15 protein-coding genes and 2 pseudogenes are annotated in these 15,378 nt (G+C 61.4%); 9 read left to right on the forward strand and 8 right to left on the reverse strand.

What is annotated here, in order from left to right; translation table 11 throughout:
- Window positions 1–77: 77 nt before the first annotated feature.
- From PSH59_RS12795 to PSH59_RS26315, 4 genes and pseudogenes are all read left to right on the forward strand, one after another.
- Window positions 78–1,247, forward strand: a complete 1,170-nt coding sequence (locus PSH59_RS12795; protein ID WP_305395248.1) for a p-hydroxyphenylacetate 3-hydroxylase oxygenase component — start codon at window positions 78–80, stop codon at window positions 1,245–1,247.
- Between the two features lie 57 nt (window positions 1,248–1,304).
- Window positions 1,305–2,237, forward strand: a complete 933-nt coding sequence (locus tag PSH59_RS12800; protein ID WP_305395249.1) for a p-hydroxyphenylacetate 3-hydroxylase reductase component — start codon at window positions 1,305–1,307, stop codon at window positions 2,235–2,237.
- 648 nt (window positions 2,238–2,885) lie between these two features.
- A pseudogene (locus tag PSH59_RS26310) lies at window positions 2,886–3,128 on the forward strand (PAS domain-containing protein); the annotation flags it as partial.
- Window positions 3,129–3,167: 39 nt separating this feature from the next.
- A pseudogene (locus PSH59_RS26315) lies at window positions 3,168–3,425 on the forward strand (methyl-accepting chemotaxis protein); the annotation flags it as partial.
- A 45-nt stretch (window positions 3,426–3,470) separates the two neighbouring features.
- Here the strand turns inward: PSH59_RS26315 and PSH59_RS12810 are convergent.
- Window positions 3,471–4,799 carry a hypothetical protein gene (locus tag PSH59_RS12810; protein ID WP_305395250.1) on the reverse strand — a complete coding sequence of 443 codons (1,329 nt, stop codon included), beginning with the start codon at window positions 4,797–4,799 and terminating at the stop codon, window positions 3,471–3,473.
- 290 nt (window positions 4,800–5,089) lie between these two features.
- Here PSH59_RS12810 and PSH59_RS12815 point away from each other — a divergent pair, with 290 nt between their 5' ends.
- From PSH59_RS12815 to PSH59_RS12830, 4 genes are all read left to right on the forward strand, one after another.
- Window positions 5,090–6,589, forward strand: a complete 1,500-nt coding sequence (locus PSH59_RS12815; protein ID WP_248079046.1) for an APC family permease — start codon at window positions 5,090–5,092, stop codon at window positions 6,587–6,589.
- On the forward strand, window positions 6,534–7,154 hold the full coding sequence (locus tag PSH59_RS12820; RefSeq protein WP_248079048.1) for a DUF3156 family protein: 621 nt from the start codon (window positions 6,534–6,536) through the stop codon (window positions 7,152–7,154). Before PSH59_RS12815 ends, PSH59_RS12820 begins: the two co-directional genes overlap by 56 nt.
- 116 nt (window positions 7,155–7,270) lie before the next feature.
- Window positions 7,271–8,233, forward strand: a complete 963-nt coding sequence (gene feaR, locus PSH59_RS12825) for a transcriptional regulator FeaR (RefSeq protein WP_248079050.1) — start codon at window positions 7,271–7,273, stop codon at window positions 8,231–8,233.
- 15 nt (window positions 8,234–8,248) lie between these two features.
- A complete protein-coding gene (locus tag PSH59_RS12830; RefSeq protein WP_305395251.1) occupies window positions 8,249–8,851 on the forward strand; it encodes a TetR/AcrR family transcriptional regulator in 603 nt (200 codons plus the stop codon).
- A gap of 76 nt (window positions 8,852–8,927) precedes the next feature.
- Here the strand turns inward: PSH59_RS12830 and PSH59_RS12835 are convergent, their stop codons facing one another.
- The 6 genes from PSH59_RS12835 to PSH59_RS12860 all read right to left on the reverse strand — a co-directional run bounded on the left by PSH59_RS12835 (window position 8,928) and on the right by PSH59_RS12860 (window position 13,803).
- Entirely contained in the window at window positions 8,928–9,698 is a 771-nt protein-coding gene (locus PSH59_RS12835) for an SDR family oxidoreductase (RefSeq protein ID WP_305395252.1), read from the reverse strand.
- The gene (locus PSH59_RS12840) at window positions 9,691–10,491 is read right to left on the reverse strand and encodes an SDR family NAD(P)-dependent oxidoreductase (protein ID WP_248079058.1); all 801 of its coding nucleotides are present in this window, start codon (window positions 10,489–10,491) and stop codon (window positions 9,691–9,693) included. Before PSH59_RS12840 ends, PSH59_RS12835 begins: the two co-directional genes overlap by 8 nt.
- The gene (locus tag PSH59_RS12845; protein WP_305395253.1) at window positions 10,484–11,305 is read right to left on the reverse strand and encodes a molybdenum cofactor biosynthesis F family protein; all 822 of its coding nucleotides are present in this window, start codon (window positions 11,303–11,305) and stop codon (window positions 10,484–10,486) included. Before PSH59_RS12845 ends, PSH59_RS12840 begins: the two co-directional genes overlap by 8 nt.
- Window positions 11,306–11,390: 85 nt before the next feature.
- Complete coding sequence (locus tag PSH59_RS12850; RefSeq protein WP_305395254.1) at window positions 11,391–12,050, reverse strand: helix-turn-helix transcriptional regulator; 660 nt, start codon at window positions 12,048–12,050, stop codon at window positions 11,391–11,393.
- A 57-nt stretch (window positions 12,051–12,107) separates the two neighbouring features.
- Complete coding sequence (locus tag PSH59_RS12855) at window positions 12,108–12,473, reverse strand: cupin domain-containing protein (protein ID WP_305395255.1); 366 nt, start codon at window positions 12,471–12,473, stop codon at window positions 12,108–12,110.
- Between the two features lie 31 nt (window positions 12,474–12,504).
- A complete protein-coding gene (locus tag PSH59_RS12860; protein WP_305395256.1) occupies window positions 12,505–13,803 on the reverse strand; it encodes an FAD-binding oxidoreductase in 1,299 nt (432 codons plus the stop codon).
- A 239-nt stretch (window positions 13,804–14,042) separates the two neighbouring features.
- Here PSH59_RS12860 and hpaR point away from each other — a divergent pair, with 239 nt between their 5' ends.
- Window positions 14,043–14,465 carry a homoprotocatechuate degradation operon regulator HpaR gene (gene hpaR, locus PSH59_RS12865; protein ID WP_248079071.1) on the forward strand — a complete coding sequence of 141 codons (423 nt, stop codon included), beginning with the start codon at window positions 14,043–14,045 and terminating at the stop codon, window positions 14,463–14,465.
- A 96-nt stretch (window positions 14,466–14,561) separates the two neighbouring features.
- Here the strand turns inward: hpaR and hpaI are convergent, their stop codons facing one another.
- On the reverse strand, window positions 14,562–15,365 hold the full coding sequence (gene hpaI, locus PSH59_RS12870) for a 4-hydroxy-2-oxoheptanedioate aldolase (protein ID WP_305395257.1): 804 nt from the start codon (window positions 15,363–15,365) through the stop codon (window positions 14,562–14,564).
- Window positions 15,366–15,378: the final 13 nt, after the last annotated feature.

Below are 15,378 nucleotides of genomic sequence, written 5' to 3' on the forward strand. Positions count from 1 at the left end.
CCATACTGGCCCTGCATCCGGCGCCATGCCTCGATTTATAGCGGTGCCCGGACATCCAATAATAAGCAGGGCCATCCATGAAAAAGCCAAACCCGCTCCTCGAAGACCTCAAGTTCATCCTGCCGACCATCGCCGCTAATGCCGGTGTGGCCGAGCAGGACCGCAAGGTGCCGGCCGAGAATATTGCGCTGCTCAAGAGCATCGGCATGCACCGTGTGTTTCAGCCGAAAGTGTTCGGCGGCATGGAGTTGTCGCTGCCGCAGTTTGCCGACTGCATCGCCTTGCTCGCAGGGGCCTGCGCCAGCACGGCCTGGGCCATGAGCCTGCTGTGTACCCACAGCCATCAATTGGCGCTGTTTTCGGCCCAACTGCAGCAGGAAGTCTGGGGCGCTGACCCGAATGCCACTGCGAGCAGCAGTATCGCGCCGTTCGGGCGCACCGAGGAAGTTGAGGGCGGCGTGTTGTTCAGCGGTGAAATGGGCTGGAGCAGTGGCTGTGATCATGCTGAGTGGGCGATCGTCGGGTTTCGCCGCAACAACGCCCAAGGCACCCAGGATTACTGTTTCGCGGTGCTGCCGCGCAGCGACTACCGGATCCGTGATGACTGGTTTGCCGCCGGCATGAAAGGCAGCGGCACCAAGACCTTGATCATCGACAAGGCCTGGGTGCCGGAGCACCGCATTCAGAAAGCCAAGGACATGATGGAAGGCAAGTCCGCAGGCTTTGGGCTGTACCCCGACAGCAAGATCTTCTATTCGCCGTACCGGCCTTACTTTGCCAGCGGCTTTTCCACCGTCAGCCTGGGCGTCGCCGAGCGAATGATCGAGGTGTTCCGCGAAAAAACCAAGACCCGCGTGCGCGCCTATACCGGGGCGGCAGTCGGTGCCGCGACCCCGGCGTTGATGCGCCTGGCCGAGTCCACCCACCAGGTGGCCGCCGCGCGCGCCTTTCTCGAAAAAACCTGGAACGAACACGCCGAACACAGTGAACAGCAGCGTTACCCCAGTCGTGAAACCCTGGCGTTCTGGCGCACCAACCAGGCCTACGCGACCAAGATGTGCATCCAGGCGGTGGACCGTCTCTTCGAAGCCGCCGGCGGCAATGCCTGGTTCGAGCACAACGAGATGCAGCGCTTGTTCCGCGACTCGCACATGACCGGTGCACACGCCTACACCGACTACGACGTCTGTGCACAGATCCTCGGCCGCGAGTTGATGGGCCTGGAGCCCGATCCGAGCATGATCTGAACGCGCTTTTTTAAAACAACAATCAGGGCTGCGCCTGACGCAGCCCAGGAGTCTTGCATGTCTGAATCGACTTTCGACCCACGCGCCTTTCGTCGGGCTCTGGGCAACTTTGCCACGGGCGTGACCGTGGTCACCGCCGCCGACGGCTCCGGCCGCAAAGTGGGTGTTACCGCCAACAGTTTCAACTCGGTGTCCCTGGACCCACCGCTGGTGCTGTGGAGCATCGACAAACGCTCCAGCAGCCACGGCGTATTCGAGGAGGCCAGCCATTTCGCGGTCAACGTACTGGCGGCCGACCAGATCGACCTCTCGAACAATTTTGCCCGGCCCAGGGACGACCGCTTCGCCGAGATAGCCTATGAACCGGGGGAGGGCGGGGCGCCGGTGTTCGCCGATTGTTCGGCACGTTTTCACTGTGAAAAATATCAGCAGGTCGACGGCGGCGATCACTGGATCATGATCGGCAAGGTGGTGGCCTTCGATGATTTCGGCCGCTCGCCGTTGCTCTACCATCAGGGCGCCTACTCCATGGTCTTGCCCCATACGCGCATGACCAAGCGTGACGAAAGCCAACCGCCGAGCAGCCACTTCCAGGGCCGCCTGAGCCACAACCTCTATTACCTGATGACCCAGGCGGTGCGCGCCTACCAGTCCAGCTACCAGCCCCGGCAACTGTCCACCGGCCTACGTACCAACGAAGCACGGATGCTGATGGTGCTGGAGAACGACGCCCGCCTGAGCGCCAGTGACCTGTTGCGGGAAGTGGCGATGCCGGTGCGGGAAATCGATGACGCCGTGGCCAACCTCAAGCGCAAGGGGCTGGTCGACGATGATGAACACGGCGTGCGCCTGACCGCTGCGGGTATCGAACAGACTGAAGCCCTCTGGGCTATCGCTCGCGAGCAGCAGGATAAGGTGTTCGCCGAGTTCAGCCAGGACCAGATCGAAACCTTCAAGACGGTGTTGAAGCAGCTGATCAGCCACTGCTGATTGCCTGCGTCAATATCCCTGTGGCGAGGGAGCTTGCTCCAGCTGGCCCGCGTAGCGGCCCTAAAAACAATGGGGCTGTTGCGCACTCCAGCGGGAGCAATCTCCCTCGCCACATATGACTTTTCGTGTGTGGCAGCCACGCGCAAGCGCATTGCAGGCTCGTACAATCAAGCGTGCTCGGTTTGCGATTAGATCCGCGGTTTCGACTCGATCAGAAGGGCCACGCCGATGTTCTTCAAGAAAAAACAGCCGATGCAGGAGCTTGCCGCCGTCCTCAAGCAGCTGCTGGCTGGTGAGGTGTTGCAAACTCACGCGCTGCAAGCTTATCCGCCGCTGCAGGCCGACCTGGAGCAACTCGCCACACAACGTGCGCAAGCTGTGCGGCAGTTGCTGTTGGCCGAGCAGTCAGCCCGCGACCAGGCTGCCCAAGGGGCGCGCAGCGAACAGGCACTTGCCGTGCTTCGCCAGCAACTGCAGCAGGCCGGGCAGCGTGAACAGGCGCTGGAAGCCGAGTTGCGTGAGCATGTGCAGCGCGCCCTTGCGCATCAACACGAGACGCAGATCTGGGAGCTGCTGCTCTGCACCATGACTGAGGGCTGTTGGGACATCACCGTGGTCAACGGTAACGTGCAAGACCCCGCCAGTCGCATGCGGATTTTCAATCAGTTCCGCCTGCTCCTGGGCTACGCGCCCGATGAGTTGCCCGACGGCTGGGACGCGCAGGTCAGCATTACCCACCCCGATGACCTGCCGAAGATCATGGCGATCTTCGACCGGGAAATCCTGGCGCCCCAAGGCAGCGGTGAGTACGTGGTTGAATACCGGATGCGCCACAAGACCCGGGATTACATCTGGTGTCGCGAGCGTGGGCGGGCAGTGCGTGATGCCCAGGGCTGTCTGACGCGGGTGCTCGGCGCGGTACGGGACATCAGCGATGAGCAGTCGGCGAAGACCACTCACCAGCAGTTGCTCGAACACAATCAGGCCACCTACGGCCAAATCGCCACGGTGGTGAGTGTGATCAAGGGCATCGCTGACCAGACCAACTTGCTGGCCTTGAATGCCGCCATTGAAGCGGCCAGAGCCGGCGAGGTTGGACGTGGGTTTTCGGTGGTCGCCGATGAGGTGCGCAAGCTGGCGGAAAACACCCGCCAGGCGACTCATCAGATCCAGACGATGCTGCATCAGCACGAACGCTAGGACGGAGCTGCGCCGCGCAGCTCCTCAAATCGGTCAGAAGGGCACAGCCACGGTCAATTGGCTGTAAAGGTTGGTGCCGTTGCCACCCACCTGGTTACCGCCGCTGTCGGCATCCTTTTTGGGTTGGTAAATGCCCACCAGCGGGCTGATGATCAGGTGGCTGTTGACCGCCCATTCGGCGTACAGGTCCAGTTCCCGGGCGTCGAGGTTCAACGCATCGTTTTTGCGCAGGGTATTGAAGTCGAAGTACAGCGCGCCGACTGTCAGGTTCTCCAGGGGCGTCGCCTTGAGACCGACGTGATGGATACCGGTGTTGCTGTTGAACGGGCCGGCATAGTTGGAGGCGACTTCACCCTGGAACCAGGTGCCGTAGCCGGTGCTGAGTCCGGTGAACAGCGGGTCCCATTTTTGCGAATAGCGCGTGTAGCGGTAAGTCAATTTGGGCGACCAACTGACATCGGCGAAGGTGTAGCCGGCCTCGGCGTACCAGGCTTTTTCCGGCCCTGCGTCCTTGTCCTGCCAGGCGTATTCGAAGGCGAAGCTGGCGTTGTCGATACCGGCGCTGCCTTCGCCGCGCAGGCTGTAAGTGTCCAGCCCCTCGCGCTGTTTCTGGAAGTCGCTGGCCCACTGGTCGGTGACGTTCATGCCGTGAACCCAGGTCAAGCCCAGCGTGCCGGCTGCGGCCGTGTAGTCGAGGGTGCCCGCCGCCAGTTCGGTTTCAGCCTGGGCGCGGTTGTTCGATTTGAGCCACAGCACCGAACCGTGCAGGCCTTCTTGCCCGCCCAGACGCAGCACCGCCGTGCGGTCGAAGGCGTGGCGTGCCGCCAGGTAATAGGCGCCGCCTCGGTTCAGCGCGCCGTCAGCCGGGCCTTTGCCCAGGTTGGGGCCGTCGTCGTTGATCAGGAACCCCCGGCCGATCTTGACCACTTGGCGACCGACGGAAAAATCCACACCGTCCTTGCCCAGCGCCGGGAACAGGTCGGCCGATCGCCATCCGAGGTACGCGTCTTCGATTTTGGTGGTGCGTTCGCTGCCATCGGTGTTGCCCGCCGCGTCGCCATCGCCCCAGGTACCGGAGCTGACCCAATTGAGCGCGCCATATGCGGTGCCGTACCCGGCCAGGCCCTGGTCGCCGCTTACCCCATACTTGATGAACCCTTCGCGCCAGGTCGAGCCACCCGCTGTGCCGTCGTAGTTGTGGCGGCTGTTGAACAGGCCGTATACCGCCAGGAAGTCCGCATTCAGGTGGGTGTCCTCGTCGGCATACAACGCATAGGCCTGGGCCGACGAATGGCCGATCAACAACGCGATTCCCAGCCCGACGGCTAAGGACAGCGTGCGTGGTTTCAGTGTGTGTTCCATTGTTATATTCCCCAGCATGGTTAGGTCCAGGGCGCATTAAGATGACCGCAGGCGCGGGAAGTCTTTCATCTGCGTGCCACGCAATTGATCCTGCCCGCCAACCCGTATGCCTTGGCAGGCAGCAACAAAAGCCACGGCAGACATGGGCAAGACGATCGGCGCTCGGGAGGTGCACAGTGATTTGCGCACGATGCCGTTTCGATCAGGGACTGGCTGGGGAGGGCATTATCGCCAGCTCCTTGTACGGCTCGATGCATCCAATCAGAAATCCGCTTTCGAGGATCCGCACCATGTCGATCAATGACCGGCTCACACAGCATTTGAAACGGGGCAGCGTCGGGTTTCCGACCGCGCTGGCCAGCACTATTGGCCTGATCATGGCCAGCCCGGTGATTCTCACCGCAACCATGGGCTTCGGTATCGGCGGGAGCGCCTTCGCGGTGGCCATGCTGATTGCAGTGGTGATGATGTTGGCCCAGGCGACCACCTTCGCCGAAGCCGCCTCGATCCTGCCGACCACCGGCTCGGTCTACGACTACATCAATTGCGGCATGGGCCGTTTCTTTGCGATCACCGGCACGTTGTCGGCGTACCTGATCGTGCATGTGTTCGCCGGCACCGCCGAGACGATTCTGTCCGGGGTCATGGCGCTGGTGAACTTCGAGCACCTCAATACCCTGGCGGAGTCTGCCGGCGGTTCATGGTTGCTGGGGGTAGGGTTCGTCGTGGTGTTCGGCATTCTTAATGCCTTTGGCGTCAGCGCCTTCGGCAGGGCCGAGATCATCCTGACCTTTGGCATGTGGACGACCCTGATGGTGTTCGGCGTGCTCGGCCTGATCGCGGCACCGGCGGTGCAACTGGAGGGCTGGTTCGGCGTGTCGCTGGTGGGCACCGACCTGATCACCATTCTGTCGCTGGTGGGCATGGCCATGTTCATGTTCGTCGGGTGCGAGTTCGTCACGCCGTTGGCCCCGGACTTGCGCAATTCGGCCAAGGTCATGCCCAAGGCCATGATTTTCGGCTTGTTGAGCGTGGCCGCCTGCATGTTTATCTACGGCGCCGCGATGAAGCGCCAGGTGGAAAACGTGGTGCTGGATGCCGCGACCGGCGTGCACCTGCTCGACACACCCATGGCAATCCCACGCTTTGCCCAGCAGGTCATGGGGGATATTGGCCCGCTGTGGCTGGGGATCGGTTTCCTGTTTGCCGGTGCCGCCACCATTAACACGCTCATGGCGGGCGTGCCGAGGATTCTCTACGGCATGGCGGTGGACGGTGCGTTGCCCAGGGTCTTCACTTATTTGCACCCGCGCTTCAAGACGCCGCTGCTGTGCATACTGGTGGCGATGCTGATTCCGTGTCTGTATGCCCTGTGGTTAGGCGGCAACACCGACAACATCATGCACCTGGTGCTGGCGGCGGTGTGCGCGTGGAGCTTCTCATACCTGCTGGTGACGCTGTCGGTGGTGATCCTGCGCATTCGTCGTCCGGATCTGCCACGGGCCTATCGTTCGCCGTTTTTCCCGTTGCCACAGATTCTTTCCAGCGTCGGTATCTTGCTGGGCATGTGGTTCATTACCCCGCCGGGCATGAACCCAGCGGACATTTATGTGCCGTTCGGGGTGATGCTCGGAATCACGGCTTCATACGCGCTGTTTTGGACACTGGTGGTACAGAAGGTCAATCCATTCAAGCCGGCTTCGGTAGAAGAAGTGCTGGCCAAGGAGTTCTCCCATGAGCCTGGCAACCCTCACAACCGTTATCTCGAGCAGGCTGCAAAAGCTGTCTGAGCTGTTCAGCGCCCAACGGGCCCCGGCCGGTTACCGGCCGGGGGTCACGCTTGAGTACGTGCGGCGTAATCTTGGGCTGGCGAGTTTCGCCTCGACGGGGCGCGCCCAGGCAAGGTTTTGCCTGGAGGACATCGGTCTTCAGGTCGATGTTGCCGAGCGCACCGAAGCGCAATTGCTGATGCACCTGGTCATGACCGAATTCATGTTCACGGTGCCCGCCTCAGAGCGGGGCAGTGCGCGCTTTGAACTGCACCACAGCGGGTCGATTCGACGCACGGGGCTGGCCTGTCGGCAACGGGCAGGAGCGCCGGTTTTGCTGGCCAGGCTCCAGGCTGCCTTGAACGACGATCCCAGCCTGCATCAAGCCTTGATGGGGTTGGACTTCAAGCGCCTGCACCTCGATTTGAGCGGGCAGCAATGGCACGTGCGGCTTGAACACATGGGCGGTAGCGAGGTGGTCAACCGCATGCCGGCGTTCCGGCGCTACATCCCCTTGAGCGGCGCGCAGCGAGCCGGGTTGCTGACGGTCCTCGCAGGTTTACAGCGGGTATTGGGCGCGCTTTGAGTTGAGGAATTGGCATCATTAGTGCTTCTACAGTCGGTATCACGCACTTGTTGCGCCTATATAGATAACATGTTAACTATTGGCCGACAAAAACAAGAAACCATTGTGGAGATGCCATGAGCACTTATCAGTCTGCGCACTGTGGGTTGGAAACCTGGACTCAGGATCTGCGAGCGGCGTGCGGTCATTTCGACACGGAACTGGCCTTCAACCGTTCACTGTTCATCGGTGAGGTTTCCAAGCACTCCCGCGGCGACCTGTCACTGGCCAACCTGCGTACCAATGCCGGCCTGATCAAGCGCGAGCGACCCAATGCCGATCACGACATGGACCAGCATTGCTTCCTCGTCAGCCAGCGCAGCGGCTATTGCCAGATCACCCAGAATGGCCAGGTCATTCAGCTGGCCCCCGGCGAGATGTTACTGATGGATTCCACGGGTTCGATCGAGATCAGCCCCTTCGGCCTTATCGAACATGCCTCTTTGTCACTCTCGCGCAATCAAGTGTGCAAGCAGCTGGGCAGCGCCTCGAAAACCTTCGGCAAGATCTCTTCGAGCAAGGCCTGTGGGCGCATGCTCCACGTGTTAATGGATCAGCTGTGCCGCGAGGGCCTGGAAGGGCAGGATTCGATTGAAGAGGCCGAGGCGCTGCAAGCGGCGTTTATTTCCCTGCTCGGTTCAGCCTTTGAACTGCATGACGCCACGGGCGACGGCACTGCATCCTTGCAGGGTAGTAACCTGCGCAGCTATGTGCAAAAAATCATCGACGAGTCCCTGACCCAGCCCGGTCTGAGTCCGGTGGGCCTGGCCAGTCGTTTGAACATTTCAGTGCGGCATTTGTACCGTTTGTTTGAAGAGCAGGACGACAGCGTCTGTCGCTATATTCAGCGTGCGCGGCTCAAACGCAGCGCGGACGACCTGACCAACCCCTTCCTCAAGAGCGAGTCGATCACCTCGATTGCCTACAAGTGGGGCTTCACCGATTCTGCGCACTTCAGCCGTTCATTCAAAAAGCAATTCGAGCTGTCGCCCAAGGATTTTCGTTCCACTCATCTGCAGCAAGCGGTCGGTGCTGTGTAGGGTGTCTGTCTGTCAATGAAACCGCTCACGCTGTCGGCCCATAACATTTGCGCAGTCGCGGTCGAACACTTTGCCGCCCATGGCTACGACGCCTCATCGCTGCACGAAATCGCGGTCGGGGCGGGCATGCGCAAAGCGTCGCTGTATGCGCATTTTGTAAGCAAGAACGCGCTGTTTCAGAGGGTCTTCGAGATTGCCCTGGCCCATGAACACCAGTACATCGCGCAGTGCTTCGAGGACGAAACCGCCCACACCCGTGTGCCGGGGCAATTGCACCTTGAGCGATTGAGTGAGCGCTATGAAGGGTCGGCGCACTTGCGCTTCCTGTTGCGCACAGCGTACTTTCCGCCGGCGCAAATTCGCAGCGTCATTACGGCAGGATTCGAGGCTTATCTGGCCAGCATTCGCCAAGACTTTCAGCGCGCCGCGCAAGGGCGGTACAGGACGGTACCACCCGACGCACTTGAAGTATTTGGCGACGCCTACCTGGGCATCGTCGACAGCTTGCATGTGGAGCTGATCTATTCAACGCCCCATGGCTACGTCAAACGACTTGCGGCCTTGTTGCGGGTGTTCAGTGATTCACTGTCGCTGCTTGAAGGAGTCGAGCGCTATTGAACGGATGCACCACGATCAACATGTGGGAGGGGCAAGCGCCCTCCCATAGTTGATCCGGTTTACATGCCGACAGAGGTCATTTCACCTCAGGCAACGTCGAGCCGCCATCCACCACGATGGTCTGCCCGGTGATATAAGCTGCCAGATCCGACGCCAGAAACAGCATCGCCCCGGCAATATCCTGAGCGGCACCCAGCCGTCCCAGCGGCACGCGGCTGGCGATGTCGGCATTGACCTGGCTGTCGCCCAGGTTATCCATGGCCGGCGTGGCAATCATCCCCGGCTCGACGCCGTTGACGCGCACCTGGTAAGTGGCCAGCTCCAATGCGGCATTGCGGACGAACCCGTTGACCCCTGCCTTTGACGCCGCGTAATGGCTGAGCCCCGGATAAGCGACCCGTGGCCCGGTGACCGAGGAGGTGACCAACACACAGCCGCCACCTTGACGCTGAAACATCGGCAACGCGGCCTGGGTCAGCCAGAACAGCGCGCAGAGATTGACTGCCAGCGTGCGCTCCAGCACAGCGGGGGTGATCTGCTCGAATGCAGTCAGCGGGAAATAACCGGCGTTGTGCACCAGGATATCCAGGCGCCCCCAGTCTCGTTCGATGCCCTTGATCGCGTCGAATACTGCCGTCGCATCGGCCAGATCAAGCTCGATGGCTTCGACCTGACACCCACGTCCCGATAATTCGTCGGCCAACGCCCGGGCCTGCGGTCGGAGAAGGTCAACGACCATCACGCGTGCGCCACGCAGCGCAAACGCTTCGACGATGGCTCGGCCAATGCCTTGCGCGCCGCCGGTGACCAGCACGCTTTTGCCGCTGAAATCCAAGTCTTCAGGCATGTGCACGCTCCATATGGGCGTAAGCCAGTGTGGGCACGTCGACGATGCTCGAGCCGCCATCGGCGACCACGCTGGCCCCGGTGATGATCGCGGCATCCGGGCTGGCCAGGAAGCGGCACACCTTGGCGATTTCTTCGGCGCTGGCGGGACGCCGCAACGGAACGTCGGCGCACACGCGGGCATAGGCTTGCTGCAGAGTATCGCCATGGAAACTCATCAACGGCTGCATTTCCTGGTCGGCCATCGGCGTAGTAACCCACCCCGGGCACACCGCGTTCACCCGAACGCCGCGTGGGCCGTAATCCCGCGCCAGCGAGCGACTGAGCCCGAGCAGCGCATGCTTGGCGGTGGTGTAGCCGCATACTTCGGGTCCGGCGGCCAGCGAGGCGATGGAGCCGAGCAGCACGATATTGCCAGCGCTTTCGATCAGTAGCGGCAGGCAGGCGCGAGCGCTGTAGAACGCGCTGTCCAGATTGCTGCGCAAGGCCGCCTCCCAAGTGTGTGGGCTGGTCTGGGTGGCGTTGCCCACGCCATGCCCACCGGCGCAGGCCAGCAGCACATCGAGGCGGCCGTAGCGTTGACCAATCTGCGCGACGAAACCCTCCCAGGTGGCCGGGCAGGCCGCATCGCCCACCAGCACCAGGCCGCCGCTGTCCTGCGCAACCTGCTCCAGCGGCTCGCGTCGCCGGCCGATCAGCACCAGGTTGGCGCCTTCGGCCGCGTACAATCGCGCACAGGCGGCACCGATGCCCGTGCCGGCACCGGTGATGACAACGGTGCGTGGATCAGGCATCGGGATACTCCGTGCGGTTGAGCACTTGGCAGTAGGAACTGACCGGAAAGTTCGACAGCTCATCGAACGACGCACCGGCATAGCCGAAGATCTTGCCGTCGCTGCGGTGCTGTTGCAGGTCGATCAGCACCAGGCCTAGGGTCGGGATGATCTTTTCGCGCCAGACAAACAGGTACAGCTGATCGGCGATCTTGTAGTAGTGGCAGCGATCGGTATCGCACAGGCCCTGCTCCACGCCTTTGAGGCACTGCCAGGCATAGAACTGATCGTTCAGGTAGATGTGCTCGTAGACTTCGCTGGGGCTGTAGCGATACAGGTTGCGCAGGCCGGTCAGTTCCTGGGTGGGCGCGTGCGGGCATAGGCCGGGCTGCCAGGCTTGATCGAGGCTGCCGTGCAGGAAATCTACTTCTACCGAGGTCAGGGCCTTGCCGGCCAGGGCGCGGCTGTAGAGTCCTTGCTCGGTATGTTCGCGGTCCGGCATGCGCCCGATCACGGCGGTGAACGACGACGTGGTGGTGTCCAGCACCAGGCTGATCGACCACGCCTGGCCGGCTTCATGCTTGATGAAATCAACCAGGTACAGGCCCGGGCGTACCGAGGTGGCGCGGTAGACGGCCGAGCCGCTGGAGTGGCCGTCGGCGGCGTGCCAGTGCAACTGTTCGGTGTCGAAGCGATGCTCGATCTGCCAGCCGTTGGCGAAGTGCAGGGTGAAGGCCTTGCCGTTGAGGTCGGCAAGGTTGGGCAGGATAAACGCGTCGGGGGCAAAACCATCGGCGAGGGCGCCTACGGTGATCCAGTCGGATGAGGTAGTCATTGCATGGCTCCGGTTGAGGGAATGGACACCCCGGATCATGCGGTTGGCGACCTGGCGCGCCTATCAACCAAAGGGTTGAGGCAGCTTAAAGAAACAGCGCGGCGACCAGTTCGGTACGGCTGGTCACACCGGTTTTGCGAAACAGGTGGATCAGGTGGGTCTTGATGGTGGGCAGGCCGACATCCAGTTCCTGGGCCAGTTGCTTGTTGCTCGCGCCCTGACGTAATAACCAGGCAATCTGACGCTCTTTGGGCGTAAGACCGGCCAGTGCATCGTCGCAAGGCTGCATATTGACCACCGCCATTTGCAGCAACGCCTGCAAGGCATTGAGCCGAGCCAGTTGGTCTGGGGTAAACACCCCTTGTTCCGTCGTGCGCAGCAAGGAGATAGCCGCCTGGGGCTGGTCGGCGCGATGGGCGACGATCTCCACCACATCGACCACACCGTAGCGCTGCAGGAAGTCTTGATAGCGGCGGCTGTCACGCATGGACTGGCGGGCCATGGCGAAACCCAGGGGCACCACCGCCAGCCCGCTGGACAGGCAATTGCGCGGTTGCAATGGGTCGAATTGGCGGTAGTTGTCCAGGTAGTCGCGGTGCATCTCACTGCTCATGCCTTGCAGCCTGAAATCACGCGCTTGCAGCTGGCGGTCGACGCAATAGAATGCTGCCTTGCTGGCAGGCACCAATTGAGTGAAAGCCTGCAGGCAATGGCCGGCGACTTCCTGAGTGGGGATGGCGTGCATGGTCAGTCACCTGCGCCGGAACAAACGCTGCCGGCCGAAGCCGGCAGAGGGGAGTAATCAGACTACCGCGAAATAGTGCTTCACAAAACTTTCGCTCACCACCTCCCACAACACCGGTGTGCCCTTGGTCACGAACCAACTATCGCCGGCCTTGTAGCGGGCGCTCTGGCCGGTGCTTTCGTCCGTCAACTGCACTTCGCCGGTGACGACCGTGGCGTGTTCGGCGAACGGGTAGACCATCCGGAACTTGCCCCGGGTGGTGCCGAAATAAGCGCTGCTGACGGCGTCGGTCGGTGCTCCGAAGGTCATTTTGCCAAAGGCTTTGACTTCACCTTCGAGGATCTCGGAGCCGAGGTCGGCAACGGTTCCCCAGGTATCGAGGTCCGATAATTGGATGTCTTTCTTCAGGGTGGTAACGGACATGACAGTTCTCCTGTGAATGAAACAGCTGGGCTCAACGGCGACCGTTGAAGTAGCCCGAAAGTTGATGAAGGCTTTTGCCGGCCGTGAGCAGCAGCGGGCGGATATGGTCCTTGCCGAGGATCTGCGCATGTTTGACCGCGCTGATCAGGTCGTAGCGCGACGAGCCTTCGCTCATGCCTTCGGCCAGGACCTTGCAGATGATGTGGCTGGGCGTGACCCCGAAGCCTGCGTAGCCCTGGACATAAAAGGCGTTCGGGCGCCCGCTGAGCGTGCCGATCTGCGGGAACAGGTTGGCCCCGGTCGCCATCGGCCCGCCCCACGCCAGGTCGATCTTGACGTCCTTGAGGTACGGGAAAATCTTCAGCATCAGGCTGCGGTTCCAGGCTTTGAGGTCCGCCGGGATGTGCTCGACGAAAGGCGTGGCGGCACCGAACAGCAAGCGGTTTTCGTTGGTGACCCGGTAGTAGTCGATCACCGGCCGGATATCGCTGTAGGCGCCGCGTATCGGGCTGATGCGGTTGATCATCTCCTCTGGCAACGGCTCGGTCATCAACTGGAAGGCATAGGTATTGACGGTGGTCTTGTGCAGTTCCGGCTCCAGCTTGTTGAGGAAACTGTCGCAGGCCCACAGCAACTTGGAGGCTTTGACCGAGCCTCGGCCGGTGCGCACGGTGATACGTTCGCCATAACTGACTTCCAGCGCCGGGCTGTGCTCAAAGATGCGCACACCGTGGCCAGCCAGGGCCTTGGCTTCGCCCAGCAACAGGTTCAGCGAGTGCACGTGCCCGCCGCCCATGTGCAGCAGCGCGCTGGTATAGGCGTCGGAACCAATGATCTGCTTGACCTCGGACCCCGCCATAAAGCGGATTTCGTCCTGGGTGTTGATCGACTTGAAGTCCTTCTCCCAGGCGCGCAGGGTTTTTTCCTGGCGGGCGTTGAAGCCCATATAGCCGTAGCCGTGGCAGAAATCGGCGTCGATCGAGTACTTGGCGATGCGATCCTTGATGATGCCGGCGCCCAGCTCACTGATTTCGAAAATCTGGCGCAGGCCTTCGTCGCCCACTTGTTGCTTGATCTTTTCCAGGTCGTGGCCGATCCCTGCCATGATCTGGCCGCCATTGCGGCCCGTGCCACCGAAGCCCAGGTAGCGCGCTTCGAGCACCACAATATTGGTGATGCCTTTTTCGGCGAGTTCCAGTGCGGTGTTGATGCCGGAGAAACCGCCGCCAATCACCACGACATCGGCTTCCACGTCCCGTTCGAGGGTGGGGAAGCTGAGATTGTATTTCTTGGTTGCCGAGTAGTAGGTCGGCGTTTCGATATTGATCATGGCGCAGCCTGGAAAAGTGAAGGGAAACTCACTGCAGAGCCGACAAGAAGCTCTGTGCCTGTTGCGACACATTAAGTGCCTTCCGAGCGGTAGGTGTCTTGATTCTGTGTGCCGCCGCGCTTGACCGTGGCTGCCAATACTCAGTCCCGAATCCGGCCGCGCGGTAAAGCCGCACACGGGGAACAATTGCCAATGCTAGAATGTTGTTAATCTGTTAACTAATTACGACGCAGCCGCCCATGTCTAAACCGCGCCAATCCCTGACCCTCACTTTGCTCCATGCGCGTGAAGCCGCCATGGGTTTTTTTCGTCCTTCGCTCAATCAACACGGACTGACCGAGCAGCAATGGCGGGTCATTCGTATCCTGAGCCAGCACGATGAGCTTGAGATCAACCGCCTGGCCGAGCTGGCGTGCATCCTCAAGCCGAGCATGACCGGGGTGCTGGTACGCATGGAAGCTGCGGGCATGGTTGAACGGCGCAAAGCGCAGCAGGATCAACGCCGCGTGCTGGTGCGGCTGGCCGAGAAGGGTCAAGCCTGTTTCGACTCGATGAGCCAGAGCATGGAAGCCAATTACCAGCGCTTGCAGGCGGAGTTTGGCGAGGAGAAGTTGCAGACGTTGCTGACCTTGCTCAATGAGCTGAAAACCCTCAAGCGCTGAACCAGGGGTACCGGCTGCAATGCCGGTCATAAGCCTGTGACGAGGAGTCCCCCGGCACAGGAGGGCTCCGTCTCTACAGGTCACTTTTCGTTCGCACTAATAGATAGCGCCGGCCGCGCTGGCAGGTGCCGGTGAATCCTTGAAGGCCGCCGCCAGGCTTTGCAGCCCGCGCATCAGCACCGTGGTGTCAACGCCCACCGCCACGAATACCGCGCCCAGTTCGATGTAGCGCCGCGCCAGTGCCTGGTCTGCGCTGAGAATGCCGGCGGCTTTGCCGGCATTGCGGATGCGCGCGATGGCGTCTTCGATTGTCGCCTGCACCTCAGGGTGGCCGGGGTTGCCGCGATGGCCCATCGAGGCGCTCAGGTCCGCCGGCCCGATAAACACCCCGTCGACGCCTTCCACCGCCGCAATCGCATCCAGGTTGGCCAAGCCCTCGCGGCTTTCGATCTGCACCAGCAGGCACATTTGCTCGTCGGCTTTGTCGAGATAACCGGCAATGCTGTTCCAGCGTGAAGCCCTGGCCAGCGCACTACCGACACCACGCACGCCCTTGGGCGGATAGTGGATGGCTTTCACCAGTTCCCGCGCCTGTTCTGCGCTTTCCACCATGGGCACTAGTAAGGTCTGTACGCCAATGTCGAGCACTTGCTTGATCAACGCGGTGTCGCCGATTACCGGGCGAATTATTGGATGGCTGGGGTAGGGCGCCACGGCCTGGAGCTGGCCGAGCATGCCGCGCAGGCTGTTGGGTGCATGTTCGCCGTCGATCAGCAGCCAATCGAAGCCGGCATTGGCAGCCAGTTCCGCGCAATAGGCATCGGCCAGGCCCAGCCACAGGCCGATCTGGGTTTCACCGCTGCGCAGGCGACGTTTGAAGGTGTTGATAGGCATGTCCATGAGTGCTCTCCCG

The organism is Pseudomonas sp. FP2309, from assembly GCF_030687575.1.
Taxonomy (GTDB): domain Bacteria; phylum Pseudomonadota; class Gammaproteobacteria; order Pseudomonadales; family Pseudomonadaceae; genus Aquipseudomonas.